Consider the following 19,325-nt stretch of genomic DNA (forward strand, 5'->3'; position numbering starts at 1 on the left):
TATTGCCCACCCTGGTTCTATAATGAATATTTTTGAAGAGTCCCTGAATATCCTGAAATCAAAAGTACAGTTACGTAAACTGTTTCAGGGCATGCATGTTGAAGATATAGAAAACGTTATCAGACGTGTAGAAGCGATCCATGCAGAAAAAGTGCGTGAGCACAATGAGCAGAAGGAACAACAAGGTCGCAAAAGAGAAGCTGTTGAAAGCATTCTTGGTCAGATGCAGGAGAAAGGTCTGACCATTGAAGATCTGATGGCTTCTACTGTTGTAGAGAAAACCAGAAAAGGAAAGCCAAGACAGCGCTATCAATTTCAATACGAAAAAGAAGACGGCTCTGTGGTTAACTGGGAAGGCGCTACCATGGGTCGTATTCCATCGGAGTTTACTGAATATCTGTCAAAGACAGGAAAAGAACGTAAAGACTGTATTGTGGCTGAGCTTTAATACTCATCAGCGCAAAAGTTATTACTAAATGGCCTGAGAAATGTAATAGGCAGCAAGTCAAATAAAAAACCGGATGATTCCGGTTTTTTATTAGTTGAATTGCAGGTCAGAGACGCTGCTTGATTTTTTCTTTCAGTACGCCTTCTTCGGTGTAGCCTCTCAACACTTCATCGGGGAATACCAGTGCAGGTGTTCCGCGAATGCCAAGCTCCTGTGCCAGACGCAGGTTCTCGTCAAGCTGCTGAGTTACAGACTCGTCTACTTTCAGTTTGTCGGAGTCTACTCCCTCTGCTTTCAGCGCCGCTTTAATGGAGCTGCTGGTGTGTCTGCCGGGTCTGGACATCAGACGCTGGTTAACAGACAGGTATTTATCCTTGTCCAGCTTGAAGGTGGCCAGAGCCATTTCCGCAGCTTCACGAGATTCCGGGCCAAGAACGGGGAGTTCCTTGACAACAATTTTTACATCAGGGTTCTCTTCAACAATTTTCTTCAGGATAGGATCCTGACGCTTGCAGAAACCACAGTTGTAATCACCAAAGTAGGCAATAGTTACCTTGGCTTCAGGGTTGCCCATAATGGGGTTCTCAGGGTTTTCGAATAGCTGCTTTTGACGGTCTTCCAGCATCTGCGTTTCGGCACTTTGCTGGGCAGCTATTTCTCGCTTTCTCAGTTCGTTCATAGCTTCAACCAGGATGTCAGGGTTTTCTACCAGTGTTTTACGAACCAGCTCTCTGACTTCCTGCTTCTGCTGATCATCCAGAGACTGTGCCTGAATGTTGAGCGAGCCCATCAATAGGGTAGTGGCGAGAATAAAAGTTTTTTTCATCGTGCTCATCTTTGAGTCAGTATTTGTTTCCCTGAGTTGTTGCTGAAGCTCATGGGAGTGAGATTCACTTCAGGGGCGAAATAGCTTTGACTGCCACTTTGTCATGATTAAATGGCAATGGCAAAGACTTATAGGCCAGGCTGTCTGGCTATGGAGCCCATCTGTTGGTGAAACTTCAGGGCTCAGGTTGGTCGGTAAACAGCGAAAAAGCATTCCATTATGATTCTATGAGAAGCTTTTCGGGCTGATTTCCCGGGTTTACCTGGACGATGCCTTCTCAATAGCCGCTGCAACACTGTCATGGTCGAGAATAACCGGCAGTGGTATTCCTTCAGGAGCACCCGGACCATAGACGATATTGAAAGGTACACCAAATCGCCCGTTCTTCTGAAGGTAGGCATTAATTTCTTCTGAAGGCCGGGTCCAGTCTCCTTTCATAGTTATCATAGAGTTTTTTTGCAGGCGACTGTTGGTTGGATCCCTGTCGATGACCCTGATCTTGTTTGCTTTACAAGTGATACACCAGTCAGCTGTGACATCGACAAAGACGACTTTGCCTTCAGCCACCGAGCTGGCAATTTCCTGCTCATTCAGGGGGTTCCAGATCAGATTGTCTGATGTCGATTGTTCCGGACTGAACAAACCGGTCGACCAAGCTCCGAAGAGCACTATCGCCATTGACAGGAACAGTGAGGGCAGTAGCAATAGTCTTTTTCCAGCTTGAGGCATCAAGCTGATCAACAGGCGATGCAGGACCAGTACAGTAGGAATCAGGGCAATCATCAGAAGCAGATAGACTGGCAGGAATGCCTGAAGCAGGCTGGTTAGCCACAACGAAGTCACCAGCAGCATCAGTGCCAGTAAACGACGAAGGTTGATCATCCACTGACCGGGTTTTGGCATCCACTTCAAAAGAGAGGGTCTGGCTGCAATCAGCAGATACGGAAGGGCAAGACCTATGCCTAAAGCCGTGAATATGGCAAACAGGTTGAAGCTGTTGGTGGACAGGGCAAAGGCGACGGCGGTTCCCAGAAATGGCGCTGAACAGGGCGTTGCCAGAAGCGTTGCGAACATACCCTGAACAAAGTGGCCTGCTGTACTGTTATCACCTGCTGTAGCCAGCCTGGTCGACAGGAATGAGGGCAGATGGATTTCAAACAGGCCTATCAGGTTTGCAGCAAAAAGGGCAGTTACCGCCACCATGAAACCGATAAACCAGGGGCTTTGAAACTGGATGCCCCAACCAATACTGTTGCCGGTCAGCTTGAGTATCCAGAGAAACGTCGCCAGTAACCAGAAGGAGAAAACAATGCCTGCCGCAGAGCTCAGAAACTGCTTGCGGGTGACTTTGGCTTCCTGGCCTGAAGCATGGAGTACGGAAGAAAGCTTCATACCGAGGACGGGCAGAACGCAGGGCATCAGGTTGAGGATAAGGCCGCCCAGAAGTGCCAGACCCAGTAACACCATCAGGCTTGCTGAACGGGTGTCTGCTGGCAGTGAACTGGCAGCGACTTCCTTGACGGACAGGGTTTTTTCAAGGCCATTGTCGCCATTAAGAAGGGTAACGGTGACAGGTTCATCTGACAGGTTGTATTCACCCAGCCAGCTTGATGCATTCATGACGGCCTGAAGCTGGTTGCCCTCAATGGTAAATTCCGGCAGTCCGAAGGTAATCTCTTCCTGACCATCGATGATGACGTCAACGGCCTTTTCCCAGCCAGTCTCAGAGTGGGCAGTGGCAACAACCTTGTTGTTTTCCTTGTTCCATACAACAGATTCCACGCTCAGCCCTGAGTCCGGCATAGTCGTCGGAACCCGGGAAAGGGCTTTATCAATCAGGAATGACGCTTGCGGGTCTGCTTTCAGATCAGAGGGTGTGAAATCCAGTTGAATCTCGTAATCTGTCAGTACGCATACCGTGGTGCAGGAAGACAACCTCAGTTTGGCATCGATGGAGACCGGCTGATTCAAATCTTTAACCTGAATCAGAAGAGGAAAAACCGTACCATTTTTATAGCCAAGGGTATGCAGTCCCAGCATTTCTATACGCTCTGGAGCGGGCCAGAGCCACTCAACCGTTTCTATATTACTGCTGCCTTGTGGCTGTTCTATACGCCAGTCGATTTCAGGTGGAATACCAGCCTCACCGGGTGATCGCCAGTAAGTCTTCCAGTCACCTGATAATTGGACTTCCAGTGCCGCATAAAGTTGACGGGTGGTCGGGTCTGCTTCACCAGAAAAGTGTAGCCTGACCCTGGCCTCAGGCTGCTGAGGGTTCACTAACCATTCAGTTGAAAGAGCATGTGCAGGTCGATTGAGCGATAAAAGAAGGAATACCAGACATAAGCTGAATAGCACTAGCAGGGTATTCTGTCTGCTGTTTTTTGAAACTGTTGCAGTGCAGCTTATCTGAGAATGCAGATTAAGTGATCGTATCTTCATGTATATCCCGATAAATTCAGGCAGACCTTAAAAAGTCGATTATTGTCAAAGACTGCACAGCGCAAAAAAGCATGAGTCTATCTCGACATTGGCGAAACTTTGCCTGAAAAAACATTGTCAGGGTAAATGTGGCCGGTCAGTGACCGTTCTCTATTGATCCTGTGAATGATACGCTGGACTTCAGTACCTGGATTCAGGAAAAATGATTTTTCTTTGATATTTTCAACCCGTTCCCACGCTCTGAGGCTGTCGCAAAACTCACTCCAGCATGGGAACGAGTTGACTCCCGTCATTCCCGCTCATTCTCGTCATTCCCGCGAAGGCGGGAATCCACACTGACTCACCACCAGAACCATATTGCCCGGTGCCCCCCTGGCCTTGTCATCCCCGAGAAGGCAGAGATCCACAGTTGGCGCTGGATTCCCGCCTTCGCGGGAATGACGACCTCAGAGCATGGGAACGAGCTGTTGGAGTTTTGCAACACCCTCTTTAGCTTTGGGAGGCTGACAATGTATCCAGTAGTCAGAAATACTCCGTTGCGGTCAATTTTTTGAGTCCGGTTGGCTGTTTGGAGAAATGCACCCATTCGCTGGGGTCGATGTGTAGCTGGCACTCAATGGTAGAAAGGGTTGAGGTGTGTTTTCAACAAAATAACTGATTAACACACTGAATTACTTGTGGATAACTCATGAGGTGCCTGAAATTACAAGGCGTTTATGCATTGGTTGAAAAATAATCAGACGAGAGTCTCTTGAATATATTGGGCCTTTTGAAAGCCGTATTTATACGTTAATTGTTGTTTATAAGGCTACAAAATTTTGTGTATAACCTGCTTCAACAGTTGTTTTTTGAGAGCGTGTGTTTAAAGCAGGAGCCTGCTGAGAGCAAGCTCCAGACAGAGATATCATTGATTGCGATCCACATCAAAAGCTGCAAAAGCCTGCTGAACGGGCATGATTTCCATGGCGTTAATATTGACATGGGCTGGTCTGCTTGCGACCCAGTAGATGCTCTCTGCGATATCTTCTGCTGAAAGAGGCTTCATACCTTTATACACTGCATCGGCTTTTGATTGATCACCCTCGAAACGCACGAGCGAAAATTCAGTTTCAGCCATTCCGGGTTCGATATTGGTCACTCTGATGCCATTCCCCAGAAGGTCAGAACGAAGATTCAGGGAAAACTGTTTTACAAATGCTTTGGTGCCGCCATAAACATTGCCACCAGGGTAAGGATAATTACCGGCAACTGATCCCAGGTTAATAATACTGCCACTGTTGTTTTTCTTCAGGGCCGGTAAAAGCGCATGAGTGATCAGAACCAGCCCTTTAATGTTGGTGTCGATCATGTTTATCCACTGTTGTGTATCACACTGGTCAGCCGGTTTAGTGCCCAGAGCCAGACCGGCATTGTTGATCAGAGTATGAATGTCTGAAAAAGCTTCCGGGAGGCTGCTCAGCGCATCCTGAATGGCATCTTCATCTCTTATATCAAAAACAAGGCAGTGAACAGGACAGGATGCCGAGAGTTCTCTGGCCAGTGCTTCCAGACGTTCCTTTCTTCTGCCGGTAATTACCAGCTGCCAGCCTTGTTCACTGGCAAAACGACGGGCACAGGCTTCACCAAAACCGGAAGTGGCTCCGGTGATAAACACAGTTTTCAAGCTCAAGGGGGGGACTCCTGGTCAGAGTGGGTCTTTTCTCTTTCCTTATTATGTCAGATTCTCAGAGCTATTATTTTTTTAGTCTCAGTGAGGCTGCTGACTGACTTCCTGTGCATGAAAATATGCTTTCGAGTGCGGACAGAGTCAGATTGTTGGGCATTACTGTTGCGAACTCTGATCTTTTCTATAGTAAGTCAGATAAGTACCTGGCCAGTTGGTTTCGCATATTCTGGCGAGTGGATTTTTTCATCCTTCAAGGCGCAACGACGGGCGCGTAGCCGTAGCTACGCAACCAGAGTTGGAACGCAGAAGGGTGGAAAAAGCCGCCGTCCAGAATATGCGAAACCAACTGGTTAGGTACTCACTGTTTTCCTTCGGTGGGGTACTCTACTATGACTTTACCAGGCGGTAAGATAACGGAAGAACAAGTTCACAGGGGTCAGGCCGTTTATTCAAAGCGGGTTCTCAATATCTATGATATTGCCGTGCTGGGCATTTCCAACCGTTTTATCTGGCAGTGTCCGACACCTATAATCCTGGACTGGTTTAATCAGCACGTCAGCGACCAGCATCTGGATATAGGGGTTGGCACCGGTTATTTCCCTGACCGCTGCCAGTTCCCAACCGATCATCCATCGTTGACATTGCTAGACCTGAACGTAAACACACTTGAGTATGCCGGGCAGCGAGTAAACCGTTATCAACCCATTACCCTGGTGCATAACGTTTTCAAACCGTTTACCTCCTTGCCGGTCAATGCCTTCAACTCTATCAGCATGAACTATTTACTGCACTGCCTGCCAGGCAGCATCCATAGCAAAGCTGTCGTGTTCGATCACGTTAAGCCCTTGCTGAATGAAGGGGGAAAACTGTTTGGCTCCACCATTCTTAATGTACCTCGTACTCTGGTGGCAAAAGCTCTTATGGGCCTTTATAACCGAAAAGGGATCTTCAGCAATCAGAAAGATTATCTGGATGGGTTGGAGCAGGAATTGCGCTCAAGATTCACCGATGTGGACATTCTGGTGACCGGTTGTGTCGCTCGTTTTGTAGCCAGTAGCCAGTAGCCAGTAGCCAGTAAGTGCAGAAACAGAATTATAGCTCAATGAAAATACTCACTGGCCAGATGGGGGTTGATGATTCCTGTGTCACAGGGACTATTTAATATCGACGACCTTCAAATCCTGCTGTTTTTTCAGATCTAAATCGCGATAACGAATCCCGGGTTTATCAAAGTCTACCGATGCGAAATCAATCTCCCGAATACGGCTGTTAAACATGGTTTTGTAATAGTATTTCAGGTCTTTGGTATCCATAGCCGTCGTCCACTGAGTGGAGCCCAGTGTGTCGTCTTTGGGGAGTTCATCTCTGGCGAATACTGCACCAGAAGGAATATCAAAGTTGTTCAGGATGCGCAGTGATTCCATTGCGGCGGCATAGCCATTTTCGACGGGGCGTGCTGTGTTTCGAAGTGCCGCTGCGCGAACAAATCGAGATACGGGTGAGTAATCGCCAGGCAGGCCAATCATGCCCGAACCAGCACCGTGTGGCGTTAACTCCAGATCGCCTACTTTAATGTCTGGTTTGGCTTTAGCGGTAAGGCCGATGTAGTTTTTCAGGTTTTGCAGATGCCAGGGAAATTCAGGATTGTTAGTTAACACGCCGACGGGGTTGTCATAAATATTCAGCTGGCCGCCATGGGTGTACTCCACCACGATTGATGCTCCTGAGCGATCTGTGATCATGAAATGGATCGGAGGCACGATATTGCCTAAGCCTTTTTCCTTGACGGGGGCTACATCTATTTTTGGAAGATTTTGCTTTATATCTTTTATTGTCGACTGGGTAGAAAGTACCCAGTTGCTGATGTCTTGAGGGCCAATTGTGTTTGCTGCTTTGGCCGGGTCATAGGGTGGAAACTCGGCAGTGCCTGGCAAGTAAAGCACTGAAACGGCTAACCCTTTTTCGTTCATTCCATCAATAAGCGCTGGTTTATTCAGGCCATTGATGCCGACAACACCGTATTTGGCTTTCCACTTTAAGCCCGGTTTGCCATCAGGCGTGAGACCCGTGAAGGCGGTGTCTCGTGGTATCACCATAATTTTTGATTCCAGATCAAAGGATCCCCACTCTTCAGTGCGAGCCTGGATGACCGCATCGTCCTCTGAAACCAGTGTAATGCCCGTACAGGCCAGAGCGATTGGGATCTGAACAACGGCGGCAAGAGCCATGGCGCTGAGAAGAAAGGCTGCGATGACCGATACTTTTAATGAAGTAGTGTTCATAAAAAAGCGCTCTTTGTGATGAGTAAGGCGCGATCGAAGTATAGCGTCTTAAGTACTCAACCATACGAAATCATATTTTCTGACTCATTGTTCAGGCACTCGCGGCAACTGCTCCTGCGTTGCTCTAGCTCCTGCATCCATGCAGTCGTGATGCGTTGCAACTCTGGTCACATAGCTTGCTATGTTCCCGTCGTTGCGTCTTGCAGAGCACCTACCCAATAAGCCAGAAATATTCGATTCCGTATGGCTGAGTACTTATAAAAGATAGTTTAATCAAATGGGTTTCCTTGTCTTTTTTTTGCGTCGAACTCACGTTTTTTAAGCAGATCATCAGCGTCCTGTCTTCTTGTTAGTTGCGCTTACATCAATGTTATGAACTTTTATCCTGACGGCAACTCTGAGTTACCGAAGGACATCAATGTTGGATGATCTTCAAATCAATATCCTTGCAATCAACGATAAAACTAACTTAATGAAAGGAACTTTATATGAATAACGTAAATACACCCGCCGCTGTTGGGGTTTCAACCCCAGACTTGACAAAACCTGTTCAGCCACAGAGCAAACAAACAGGTGCTGGTTTCGGATGGGTTATTACTAAAGCTGACCAGGGTGAACTTTTAAGTCATCAAGGTTTACAACAGGCAGGCTCCCAGCTTCAGGGTGACAGAGCCAGTGACCGCCGTGTGGTGACCATCAATACCGATGGCATAGCGAATATCTACAATCGGAAGGCCGATGGGTCATTTGCAAAAGAGGCTAGCATTGCCTCTAAAGGTCATATCAACTCAGCCACCTTAAGCGGCGATAAGCTCCATGTGGTCACCGTCAGCGACGATCACATGGCGGGAATTCATGACCTGGGGGTCGACGGAGCATGGGTAACCAAAACTGCCATTTCCCATGACGGGCCGATTACATTAGCAACCTTCAGCGCTGATGAAATGCATGTGGTGACTGCCAGTGACGATCACACGGCAAAAGTCTGTGACAAGATGGTCGACGGATCATGGGTAGAAAAAACCACCGTTCAACATGATGGGCCGGTCAATTTCGTAGACTTCATCGACGATGGCTTCCGCCTGGTGACCAGCAGTGAGAATGGAACGAGGCAAGTCACTGAACTGAAGTGAAATGATTGATTGCCTGCGCTCACTCATGGTGTCAGGCAACAGTTCTTGACAACTCACCTTAATTAACGCAACCCGCCGAGTGGGCAGTGATGTACCCTGGTACTTTGACGCCACTGACAAACTCCCGGAACCTGCCGCAATTACCTGCTCTTAACTGTTTGTGCTCCAGAGACTCTGTTGGTGGGTCACGGCTAATTCATCAAAGTCGTGGCGAGATGGTCTGTTTCAAGCTCAGTGGCAAAGTGGCGATATAAAAAAAAACTCTCTGAGCATGGATGATGATATGGCAACTGGTGGCTCCAATCTACCTGTTAATGGCCCCGGGGGCAGGCAACAAACAGTTCAAAGTCAATCGCTACCTTATACTCAACCAACCAAGGCTAAAATGGGGCCTCGGGATGTCTCTGTTGACGAAACCACCGACTCGCTATTGCAGGGGGAAGCAGGTCTGCACCTCCAATATGTGCCTATCCACAAACGGGATGTTGTCATTGAGAATGTGGAGGGAGGCTTCTGGGCCACCCTCCTGACAGGATTTTCCAAGTTAGCGATGAAGTCTATCCGAGCCGGAGTCGGTAAGACTGGCAACAGGGCCGATGATAATTTAAAGAGAAATGAACAGTTTGCCAACGAGAACAAAAAGAAACTGAAGAAATTACAGTATGAGATGAAATCCATTCAGACTGAGCTGAAGGGATTGAGAAAAAAGCTTCCCCGTCTGGAAACTAAAAAGCAGGATAAATTTTCAAAACTCCAAAAAAGGCTTTTTGAATTAAGAGCTCAGCTGAGCAGGCTAGAGCGAAACTTAAATGAGATAGAGGAGACGAAGCCTCTCCTGAAAGTTTGGGATACGGCGATCAGGAAAGAGACACAGGACTTCCTGAAGTTGATCGAAAAGCAAATGGGTCCCGGACTTAAACTGATACATGGGCTTCAAGAGGTCTTTGGGAAGTCCAAAAAAGGACTGCCTGCTGGCAAGGTTTATCACCTCAACCTGGGGAACCTGTCGACCACACTGTCCTCCGGTGCTGAGCTGAAGGTACAAAACATCGGTGTCTTTATTGAGCAGTGTTATATGTCTCCCACGCAAGAGCTGATATTGGATATTGCCGATATCAGGGCAGACTTATCGTCAATGGGGGCCAGTGGCGAGGTTGAACCAATGACTTTGTCCGGAGGAATCAGTATCAAACTGAAGCCACCGATCAGTGAACACTTGCGCAAGGTGTTGACCGAGAACATCCTGAAAGCTCCCATATATATTAATGCCATGAGCAACGAGCTGAAGCCTGCCAATGTGGCTGATATGGCTGAAGTGTCGATTAAAAGCCTTCAGTTAGAAAAAAAAGATGGACAAACCCTGGCGCTGCAAGACGCTTCGTTTGCTCACTCGCTGCTTGATTTGATGATCCCGTTCATGTCGGGAAGCCCCGAGCTTCCTCTTGTTGCACTGCACGTTGAGAAGCAATGGAAGCATAAAGGGTTGGAAGTGGTTTGCGAAAGTTTGGGCAAAGAAGAAAAAGAGCGCAAAGACGATCTTCATCAACTGCTGGAAGATATAAAAAGCCTGCCTGGAGGTGAAGCAAAAGACTACTGTCAAGAATTGAGTATTCAAGCGACCAAAGCTCTGAAAGCGGTAGCGGAACTGAGAGAAGTCAAAATCCGTGAGTTAACCCACAGCAAACAGTTAAGAAGCGTACAGCAACAACGATCAAAGAATATTGACTCGTCATTTGATATGAACCGGGGGATGATCGATCTGGTCTACGGGCTGGCAGCTGTGGCTAATGGCAGCCAGACAGGCAGACAAAAGCATATTGCTATTCCGGGAATGAAGATTCCCGTATCGGATACCAGTTCTGTTGAATTGAGCCAGCTTAAGGTCAACGCGTCTGATTTTTCTTTCAGTCCATCCGGTGCTGCGGAGCTGACTATTCCGGAAATGGCCAGCCATATCACTCTTCAGAATGAAGTGACGGGAGAGAAAAAGTCGGTACCGGTCATCGTTAGAGGTGCATCGATCAAAATTCAGCCACCCTTTGGACCTCTGGTGAAGGAACTGTTGCAGCTGAAGTTTCCAGTGGACTCGAAAACGCTGAAAAAAGTCGTTCTGCCCATTTACAGGGAGGTGGAGAAAAAGAAGCACTCGGGTGGGACTCAAACCTCCGATTATTTAGAGATTGATCTGGGGAAGGTTGCCTGCCTGACCCGCGAGGGAGAGGTGGCTTTCTCAGGAGAGGAAGCCAGCCCGTATCAGCAGCACAGGCAGACGTTTGTCGAGAAAACCGGAGAACTTCTCTCGGCGAATGTTGATGCCGGGGCTATGGCGTCAGCACTGGCATCGGCAGGTTTAACCAAAGAGTCTCAGCAGAAGGTCTGGAAGCTTTGTGAGGAAGGTGTTTTTGCTGACAGTGCTGTTTTTGCACCTGAAAAACTGGAACATCTGGTCTTGCCATTCTCTGGACAAGAGCTACCAATACCACGGACTTCCCCACTGCCGGAGCAAGAGGGCACTCAGAGTTCGGAAGTGGCGACCCCTGTTCCAGAGACTGAGCCAGCAGAGAATACAACCCCGAATGCTGAGATCTCAGAGTCTGAACCTGTCTTACCCACTTCAACAGGCACAGCGGCGGTAAATCCTGAGTCTCCCCGGAATGTAACGGTGAATGCTTCCGTCGCTGAGCCGGAAAGGCTTAAGTCAATCCTGGTGAATTCTCGAAAAACCCAGGCAGTTACTCCATCCTCTTCATCGTTACCCGAAGAAGTCAAGCCGTCCGAAGTGGCAAACGCAGCGACCAATCGGCCCCTGTCCCGGGCCTCAGTTAAACCAGCCGTAGAAAAACCACCAGAAGGTTTAAAGTTCAAAGACCTGGACGAGTGCATCGGAGTGATTAATCCAAGGTTCCGGACAGAAAAAGGAAAAAGAGTCGCTGATTTTGAAATGCGTATTGCTCCTCGGAGTTTGATGAAAAAGCTGTCCTGGTGGATGGGCTTTTTCCTCGGCAAAAAAGAGGTGGCTGTAAAGGTAACTCTGCCCATTGACCGAAAAAGTTCAGAATTGCAACTGCAGTCACCTTTTGTTCAATTGAAGAAGCGAACTTCCTTAAACCCGGCTGTCTGGTTGGCGACTTTTCTGGTTAATCGCAGGCTCAGGAAGCAGCAGTATCAGCTGGAGCTGGACCGTGTTGAGCGGCAGAAGCGTTTGAATCTTGTTCAAAAGTCTCGGGTTAGGCCTGTCTGATGCCGGGAGTCCGGATCGCGGGGCAGAGCAGAAAGCGCTGGGATATATGGCAAACCTGACTAACTGGTTTGTAGAATGGGTGAGTGAAAATCAAGTGAAGGCATTCCTCAGAGTGTCGCACCAGACAACTGAGATGGGTTGGTCGTATAACTGAACAGACATTAGGCCAACAAAAAACGCTCAAGCCAGCCTTGAGCGTTTTTGGCAGGTGCAGTTAAGCCTCACTGCTTTGTAGTGGTCAAGTAAAAACGGACACCTGATTAAGCTGCTTTTTTCAATTTTTGCTTCTCGAAGTCTACTGGACTCATATAGTCCAGATAGGAATGCAATCTGTTATTGTTGTAGAACAAAATGTAATCAATAACATGTGCCTCTACTTCTGCCCGAGTATCATAAATATAATGATCCGTTCTTTCCCTTTTCAGGCTGCCAAAGAACTGCTCCATCACAGAGTTATCCCAGCAATTACCCTTGCGACTCATACTACAGACCATCCCATACTCCCTGAGTTGATTCTGATACTCCAGAGACGCGTACTGGCTGCCACGATCTGAATGGTGCATCACACCATCTCCAGGCTTTCTGCCCCAGTAAGCCATTCTCAAAGTTTCCAGGGGCAGCTCTGTCGTCATACGGTTACTCATCGACCAACCGACGACTTTCCGCGAAAACAGATCAACGACAGCCGCCAGATAAACCCAGCCTTCACGAGTCCAGAGGTAGCTGATATCAGCTACGCATACTCTGTCGGGTGCTGAAACTGAAAACTCACGATTCAAAAGGTTTGCCGCCACTGGCAGTTTGTGTTTGCTGTTGGTTGTCACCTTGAATTTTTTGACCGCCCGAACCCGCAGGCCAAGCCGTTGCATCAGGGTTTTGGCCTGATAACGCCCTATGCTGTAACCTTTTGAACGCAGGGCTTTCGCCATTCGACGACTTCCATAAGGGTCACCTGATTGAGCAAAAATCTCTCGGGCATCTGCCTCCAGGCGAAACATCTCCGGGTCAATCTGTTGATTTTTTGCCTGTTGTTTATTCTATTCGTAGAAGCTACTGCGACTAACTTTTAGTGCTTTGCATAGCGTTACGACAGGATAGGCCTTCCTCTCCCGCTGTATGAAGGCGTATCTTACAGCTGGTCTTTCGCAAAGAAGGCCATGGCTTTTTTTAAGATTTCCTGTTCCATTTTCAGCTGTTTGTTTTCAGCTTCAAGCCCTTTGATTCTCTGCTGTTCAGTCGTCAGGGCCTGATGGCCTTTGCCGGGGAAAGCCAGCTCTTTCTTCTCTTCACTGAGTCGAACCCAACGACGGAGGTTAGTCGCACAAATTCCTAGACTTCTGGCGACTGCTGTAGGCGACTGAGCTTGTTCAGTAACCAGTTTTACAGCTTTGAGTTTGAATTCCTGAGAATAATGTTTTCGCGTTGCCATTATGAACCTCGTTACTGGTTGCACTATTGTGCTTAACGAGGTGTCCGGTGTCATTAGACCACTTCACAACCACGCTAACACGTTAGCGAAAACATGCAGACCCGCCGCAATCGGTCGTTGAGCTGAGTCTGTGCATGTCAGGCTTTTTAAATTGTTACACTAACGTTGCAGGCGTATTAAACCAGTGTTTCAGACACTCGTCTACCAGGGAAATGGTTAATAAAAGGTAATGAAATTAGGCAATAAAGTAACCGGCAGAAAGCCCCTGCATCTGCCTCCGTCTTCGGACTTGGATAATGAGGTTCAGGGGGTTCGCAAGGAAGAGACAACCCGCAAACAGATCCTGTCTCGTTCAGAATATCAACCTTTCCGATCACTGGCTGAAAGGGGAATAGAGACAGTCCCGGTTAAACCCGGCCTGTTGACCCGTGCGCTCAGTTCACTGTCGTCCAGTTTTATCTCTTTTTTCAGCTCTGCCATTTCATCGGTTACCGGTGCCACTCAGAAAGAGTTTCGCAATTTAATCAATGATGAGCTTGAGAATCAGGAGTCATTCAAGCGGGATATCGAAGACTTGGAGCACAGTCTGCAGCTTGCTGAGGAGTCACTGCAAAGGCTACGCAAAAGTATCAAGGTCCTGACGCCTGAGCAGATGGATCACTACATTATTCTGGTTAAAAAGCAACTGAGCATAAAGGCACAGCTGGTTCTCAAAAAGGCTTATTTAACAAGATCCGCTGAACAGGTGCGTTCTTATGAGCAGTCGCTGCCAGTCAGTAAAAGAAAACTTGAGCAGAGTATGAAGGTACTGGAAGAGAATATTTCAACCGGTATCCAAGCCCTTGCACTAATGAAAGATGTTTTCAAAAGAAACAGGAAGGACAAGCACCGGGGCAAGGTGTTTGAAATGCGTCTGGGTGATGTGAAAGTGACCGATCCTGACCGTTATGACTTTCAGGTGAAAAATCTGGTCCTTAATACCAGTCGTTTCTGTTTTGAGAAGGGGCTGCTGGAGCTGGAAGTACCCGAAATCTCTGCCGATTGCTTTTCCCTGGAAGAAGATAAAGCGGTTGGCCCCATCAAAATGAAGGGGAGCTGTCGTGTTTGCATTGGCGAACCCCTTGCCGAGCCATTGAACCACTTGTTGACCTGTAGAAAGACAGAGACTTTCAGCGCCTACAAAAAATGCTCTGAGGCCTTTGGAGCTCTCTATGCAGAGACATCAGGATCGGATGCAAAAAGGCATCTGGGTGATGTTATTCAATGCTCGTTTGATGGCTTGGAAACGGAAGAGAGAGGGGTGAAGTCAGACCTGTTCATGCAAGCGATGGGAGAAGCGCTCATCCGATTATTTGCTCCGATGGTGACGACCTGGAAAAAAGAGCTGGGTGCTGACAGTCTTAAAAAGTCCAGAGAGCGGGAAGATGGCTTTGCCGTAAAAGCCAATGCTACGGTCGGTCTGTATCAGTCAAGAGAAAAGACGGTAAAGATGCTCGAAGAAGATCTTCCGGGGATGAAGGAAAGCAAGGAGAAAAAGGCTTGCCAGGTCATGTTGGCCTCTTGCCGGAAAGATCTGCAACGAGCCCGGGAATTGCTTAAGCAGAGGCAAGAAGAGTTGTCGAAGCAGAAACAGCGGACTGCGGCTATGATGTATCGCGAAGCCAATGCTGGCCAATCCATCCATTCTTACCAAAATGCCCTGAAGCTCTTTCATACCTTAAGAGGACTTGCCAAAAAGCAGGCATCAGACCCTTCTACCTCTGCATCCATGGGTTTTGGTGAGCAGCGCATCGACTTTACAGACACAGCCCATGGCGAGTTATCGTCCGCCTCTCTGAAGTTTTCCGGATTCCGTCTGGGTGAGGAGGGTGTGCTTGAAATCAAAATGCCCGATGTCGTCCTGAACCTGGGGCTGGTCAACGAAGTGTCAGGTACCCGTCAAGCGTTTCCCGTCAGCCTGAAAGATGTCTCTCTGAAAGTGAATCCGCCAATGGGAGAGATTGTTCACCAATTACTGCAACTGGACTTTCCTCTTGAGTTTCGGAAACTGGAACGGCTATGGAAACAGTATCAGGCTTGTACCTCTGAAAATTACAACTCCATTGGTACCCATAATCCTCTTGGTATCGGCAGTTACCTTTCTGTCGACCTGGGCAGCGTGGCCTGTCTGGCTGCCGGAGATGTTCGTGTCGAAGCCAGAGAGCGCCCGGTTGCAGATAAGGAGTGGGTGGCCCTTGCTATCTCTGATCTGATGGGGAAGCCGCATGAGGTCAGTAAATTGGATCAGCTGTTCCAGGAAAAAATGGGTATGAATCCTCAGTCGTCCAATCAGGTCATGAACCTGCTTTGCCTGGGCTTGCTGGGTGAACTGGAACCGCTTTCTGCTCCGGACGAACAGAAAGAACTGTCGACCCATGAGATACCGTCATCCTTTCCCAAAGAGATTGAAGCGACTCCTGTAATCAATGAAAAGGCTGACATCAGCACCGGGTTGCCTTCTCAAATACCCGAAGAGATACCGGCTCCTCTATCCGAAAGTTCCGTGAGTCATAGCAATATAAAGTCAGAACCTGAATCTGAACCTGAGCCCGAACGTAAGGAGCCAGCATTCAACACGCTTCAGGAAAACCCTGAAAAAGCAGCACTGCCAGGGACAGAAATTTATTTGGGTGATCTTAGCCATTGTCCAGAGGTCAGTCAGGTGAAATTAGCGGTCAAGGGGGATACACCGCAAGTGAGTTTTGCTCTGAAAGTACCTGCCCTCAAGGTGCTTGGGAAGCTGCCTTTGCTGTTTAGCTGGCTGGTGGGATCTGACCTGGCTCTGTCTGTTCAGGCTCCCCTGAAAGAGGATATTGTTCAGTTCAGGCAACCCTTCATTAAGGTTCGTGGTGCCAGAGTACCTCTACTGGGTCCCTGGCTGGCCAATTTCTGGTTAAAACGCGCAATGGCCAGAGGCCAGTTAGCAATTAACACCCATCAGGTTGAAGGGCAGGCGGGCCTGCAGTTGCTGAGAGTTGACTCAGCCTGACGTCAGGATTTGTACCTCGACAGTGAATTCTGTCCCGACCCGGTCTACCGTTGTAGAGGCGTTAACTATAAAAACTCTGACCGGAAGGATAACTGGCTATAATGCCCTCTTGTGTTTCGGCTATAGTATGTTGGCTGGGACGGTTTAGCGCGGTTCTTTCACTGATGTTAAAACTCGAAAAAAGACAGATCTTTTTGCAGCAGGAGGCTGATAGCAAGCAGGAGGCTTTGCAGTTAGCTGGCAAAAAAATGCTGGAAACCGGTTTGGTTTCAGCCGACTACCTTCCGGGTATCCACGCCCGGGAGAGCCTTGCTTCCACATTTCTGGATAACGGTATCGCTATACCTCACGGCATGCCAGAACTTCGCCGCGCCATTAAGAAGACGGGCGTGGTTGTCATTCAGTTTCCTGAAGGTGTTGAATGGGGAGTGAATCAACCTGTTTTTCTGGCCTTTGGCATAGCTGCCCACTGCCATGAACACCTCAGGATTCTGGGCGGTCTGACCAGGGTTCTGGACAATCGTCCTCTCTGTCATTATCTGGCCCGCACCCGTGAGCCTGAAATTATTGTCGATGCACTTGAGGGCAAACCATTACCGGGGCTGGGCAGTCTCAGTGAATGGCAAAAGGCTTACTTGAACCAGAGCCAGAAGGAAACCTGTGAGAGAGGCTGGGTCAGTCGTACATGCACGAAAAGCAATGAACTGACCAGAGAGTATCTTATCCACAACATTAATGGTTTACATGCCCGGTGCGGCAGTGCCTTTATTGCTGCCCTGACGCACTATGATGCCCGTGTTTATGTCCGCAATGTCAGTAAGAATGGTGACTATGTCAATGGAAGAAGCCTGGTCAAACTGTTGGGTCTTGAGCTGGTCTGTGGTGAGACTCTGGGTATCAGACTTTCTGGTCTTCACGCATTTGATGCGTTAAAGCGTCTTGATCAGTTGTTTCAGAAGAGTTTTTTTTGATCTGGGTCTGGCGCGCTTTTGAGTTCAGTCCGAAAGGCTCCCAAAGTAAAAAGCGCCCTTGAACGGGCGCTTTTGCAAATTCTATCTGGAACTCAGGCCTCCAGGAAGTTGTTAGTTTCATCTACCTCAGTGATGAACATAAAGTATCCGGTTAATGACGGGTTTCACTGGCGGGCATTATGTTCGGGTGATCGAGCCACTCTTCAGGGCTCTCATCAATAGAGTCCACTGCTTCGGCTTCGTTCAGCTCCCCACGGGTTGCCAGCACTGCCAGATCCTTGGCAAAGCTCTGCAATAGATCGATCACTTCCTCCCTGTCAGGATCGAGGCTTTCATCAAAAGTGATATTAAAGAGAGGATTATCATGTTCATACTCCTCTCCCTTGCGCATAAGTGTCATTTGAAGTCCGGGGTTCTCATAGTCCGCGACTTCGGCCAACTTGAAGGTAACAGATTGAGCTTCCCTGAGAACAGACAGCAACTTCAGGGCTTCTGCAGCGCTGATATCGCCTGCATCCACACAGGCTTCAACATACTCTCTGGCTGATAACCCCGAGTCCAGGTAGTTGTCTACCAGATCCTGCAGTTCTTTGTACTTGTTATGGTTCATGGACCCTCCTTAACTGCGCTTTCAGTAATGCCTGTAAACGAGTGCACAATTCCAGTGTACCTGATTGCGGATCAAATGAAAGGTTAAATAAGTATTTGTACTTTTACGAATTTCGGGTGTTACCTAAAGGCATCAAGTAGATCTTCTAACAGTTGATTTAAGGTGATACATTTGGCCACCATAGCTTTCATGAAAGGTTTTCTGAAAGGTTTTTTTTATTCGTAATGTAGGGCTGTTTGGCCATACTTTTATTTTCTATCAATCCTTCTGCTGTATTTATGAACCTTTCCAGACTGAACCTGAACCTGCTGCCCGGCCTGAAAGCCCTGCTGGACACCCAGAGTGTTTCCAAAGCAGCGCAGATGATGTGTGTTACCCAGTCTGCCATGAGTCGAACTCTGGCCCAGTTGCGGGAAGCATTGAATGATCCGATTCTGGTGAGAAAAGGCAATCGGATTTTTTTGTCCGAGAAAGCTACGTCACTGCATGAAGATGTGAACAGAGTGGTCACGGAAGCGAGCAGTATTTTTGAAAACCAGCAATTTTATATTGCGACTACCCAGCGACATTTCCGGATTGCTTCGGGGCACACGGTGCTGGAGCGAATTCTGCCAGAAGTACTGCAAAAAATATGGGCGGTGGCACCCGGGCTGACCTTTGAATTGCAAGCCATCAATCCCGCTGTTGATGTTGCAGCCGGAAAGTTGGATCTGTCCATTGGTTATATGGGCGTTCGGGAAGAAGGATTATCCAGCTTTTCACTGATGAAAGATCGGATGTGCCTGATTCTCTGTGAAAACCATCCCTTGGCCCATGAGTCTTTTTCAGAAGAGGCTCTGAAGTCTTTTTCCTTTGTGGTACAACGGGACAATATCAATCTGCATCAACAGAGCGAGATCAACCATTTCCTGAGCAAGGTGCAGGTGAAAACCTGGTCACCCGGTCTTTCGATCAGTCTGGCGTTAATCAAGGGAACAGACTGTGTGCTCATGGCTCCGGCTTCACTGTCCATGTTCCTGGACGATCTGTCAGGCTATGTGATCCGTGATTGCCCAAAAATTATCCCGGAAGTCAGCTTCGATATTGTCTGGCCAGAGTATTGGGAGATGAACAGGGCGCATCGTTGGATGAGGGAGTTCATCAGTGATGCATTGCTGGAACATATCCGGAGCAAAGAGCTGTATATGTTTGCCAATGAGTCAGAAGAAAGTCGGAAAAGGCCAGGTGCACGCCTTTCCTGACCCTGTTC

At 48.2% G+C, this 19,325-nt stretch carries 13 protein-coding genes and 1 pseudogene; 8 read left to right on the forward strand and 6 right to left on the reverse strand.

The genetic code is table 11. The features are described from left to right. Positions 1-22: 22 nt before the first annotated feature. A complete protein-coding gene (locus tag ACO6V5_RS24180; protein WP_422135190.1) occupies positions 23-448 on the forward strand; it encodes a hypothetical protein in 426 nt (141 codons plus the stop codon). Between the two features lie 106 nt (positions 449-554). Here ACO6V5_RS24180 and ACO6V5_RS24185 read toward each other — a convergent pair whose 3' ends face one another. Continuing rightward, the gene (locus ACO6V5_RS24185) at positions 555-1,274 is read right to left on the reverse strand and encodes a DsbA family protein (protein ID WP_422135189.1); all 720 of its coding nucleotides are present in this window, start codon (positions 1,272-1,274) and stop codon (positions 555-557) included. Positions 1,275-1,532: 258 nt separating this feature from the next. After that, a complete protein-coding gene (locus tag ACO6V5_RS24190) occupies positions 1,533-3,554 on the reverse strand; it encodes a protein-disulfide reductase DsbD family protein (protein ID WP_422412025.1) in 2,022 nt (673 codons plus the stop codon). A 526-nt stretch (positions 3,555-4,080) separates the two neighbouring features. Here ACO6V5_RS24190 and ACO6V5_RS24195 point away from each other — a divergent pair. Continuing rightward, positions 4,081-4,209: a hypothetical protein gene (locus ACO6V5_RS24195; protein WP_422442506.1), complete on the forward strand. Its 129-nt coding sequence runs from the start codon at positions 4,081-4,083 to the stop codon at positions 4,207-4,209. Positions 4,210-4,620: 411 nt separating this feature from the next. Here the strand turns inward: ACO6V5_RS24195 and ACO6V5_RS24200 are convergent, their stop codons facing one another. Continuing rightward, the gene (locus tag ACO6V5_RS24200; protein WP_422412033.1) at positions 4,621-5,379 is read right to left on the reverse strand and encodes an SDR family oxidoreductase; all 759 of its coding nucleotides are present in this window, start codon (positions 5,377-5,379) and stop codon (positions 4,621-4,623) included. A gap of 392 nt (positions 5,380-5,771) precedes the next feature. Between ACO6V5_RS24200 and ACO6V5_RS24205 the strand changes: the two genes are divergently transcribed. Continuing rightward, entirely contained in the window at positions 5,772-6,446 is a 675-nt protein-coding gene (locus ACO6V5_RS24205) for a class I SAM-dependent methyltransferase (protein ID WP_422412027.1), read from the forward strand. A gap of 90 nt (positions 6,447-6,536) precedes the next feature. On the opposite strand, the gene ACO6V5_RS24210 is transcribed toward ACO6V5_RS24205, so the two are convergent. Continuing rightward, positions 6,537-7,664, reverse strand: coding sequence for a linear amide C-N hydrolase (locus ACO6V5_RS24210; protein ID WP_422135185.1), 1,128 nt, complete (start codon positions 7,662-7,664; stop codon positions 6,537-6,539). Between the two features lie 488 nt (positions 7,665-8,152). Here ACO6V5_RS24210 and ACO6V5_RS24215 point away from each other — a divergent pair, with 488 nt between their 5' ends. Beyond that, positions 8,153-8,797: a WD40 repeat domain-containing protein gene (locus ACO6V5_RS24215; RefSeq protein ID WP_422412029.1), complete on the forward strand. Its 645-nt coding sequence runs from the start codon at positions 8,153-8,155 to the stop codon at positions 8,795-8,797. A gap of 283 nt (positions 8,798-9,080) precedes the next feature. After that, on the forward strand, positions 9,081-12,038 hold the full coding sequence (locus tag ACO6V5_RS24220; protein WP_422412031.1) for a hypothetical protein: 2,958 nt from the start codon (positions 9,081-9,083) through the stop codon (positions 12,036-12,038). Positions 12,039-12,298: 260 nt separating this feature from the next. On the opposite strand, the pseudogene ACO6V5_RS24225 reads toward ACO6V5_RS24220, so the two are convergent. After that, positions 12,299-13,467: pseudogene (locus tag ACO6V5_RS24225) on the reverse strand (IS3 family transposase). Positions 13,468-13,696: 229 nt separating this feature from the next. Here ACO6V5_RS24225 and ACO6V5_RS24230 point away from each other — a divergent pair. Both ACO6V5_RS24230 and ACO6V5_RS24235 read left to right on the forward strand, forming a co-directional pair. Continuing rightward, the gene (locus ACO6V5_RS24230) at positions 13,697-16,495 is read left to right on the forward strand and encodes a hypothetical protein (protein ID WP_422413426.1); all 2,799 of its coding nucleotides are present in this window, start codon (positions 13,697-13,699) and stop codon (positions 16,493-16,495) included. A 164-nt stretch (positions 16,496-16,659) separates the two neighbouring features. After that, positions 16,660-17,466 (forward strand): PTS sugar transporter subunit IIA, encoded by an 807-nt coding sequence (locus tag ACO6V5_RS24235; protein WP_422135181.1) that lies wholly within the window; start codon positions 16,660-16,662, stop codon positions 17,464-17,466. Between the two features lie 151 nt (positions 17,467-17,617). On the opposite strand, the gene ACO6V5_RS24240 is transcribed toward ACO6V5_RS24235, so the two are convergent. Beyond that, on the reverse strand, positions 17,618-18,076 hold the full coding sequence (locus ACO6V5_RS24240; RefSeq protein ID WP_317145220.1) for a hypothetical protein: 459 nt from the start codon (positions 18,074-18,076) through the stop codon (positions 17,618-17,620). Positions 18,077-18,354: 278 nt separating this feature from the next. On the opposite strand from ACO6V5_RS24240, the gene ACO6V5_RS24245 reads away from it, so the two are divergent. Continuing rightward, a complete protein-coding gene (locus tag ACO6V5_RS24245; protein ID WP_422135180.1) occupies positions 18,355-19,317 on the forward strand; it encodes a LysR family transcriptional regulator in 963 nt (320 codons plus the stop codon). Positions 19,318-19,325 lie beyond the last annotated feature (8 nt).

It is taken from the genome of Endozoicomonas sp. ALD068, from assembly GCF_049310145.1.
In the GTDB taxonomy this organism is placed as follows: domain Bacteria; phylum Pseudomonadota; class Gammaproteobacteria; order Pseudomonadales; family Endozoicomonadaceae; genus Endozoicomonas_A.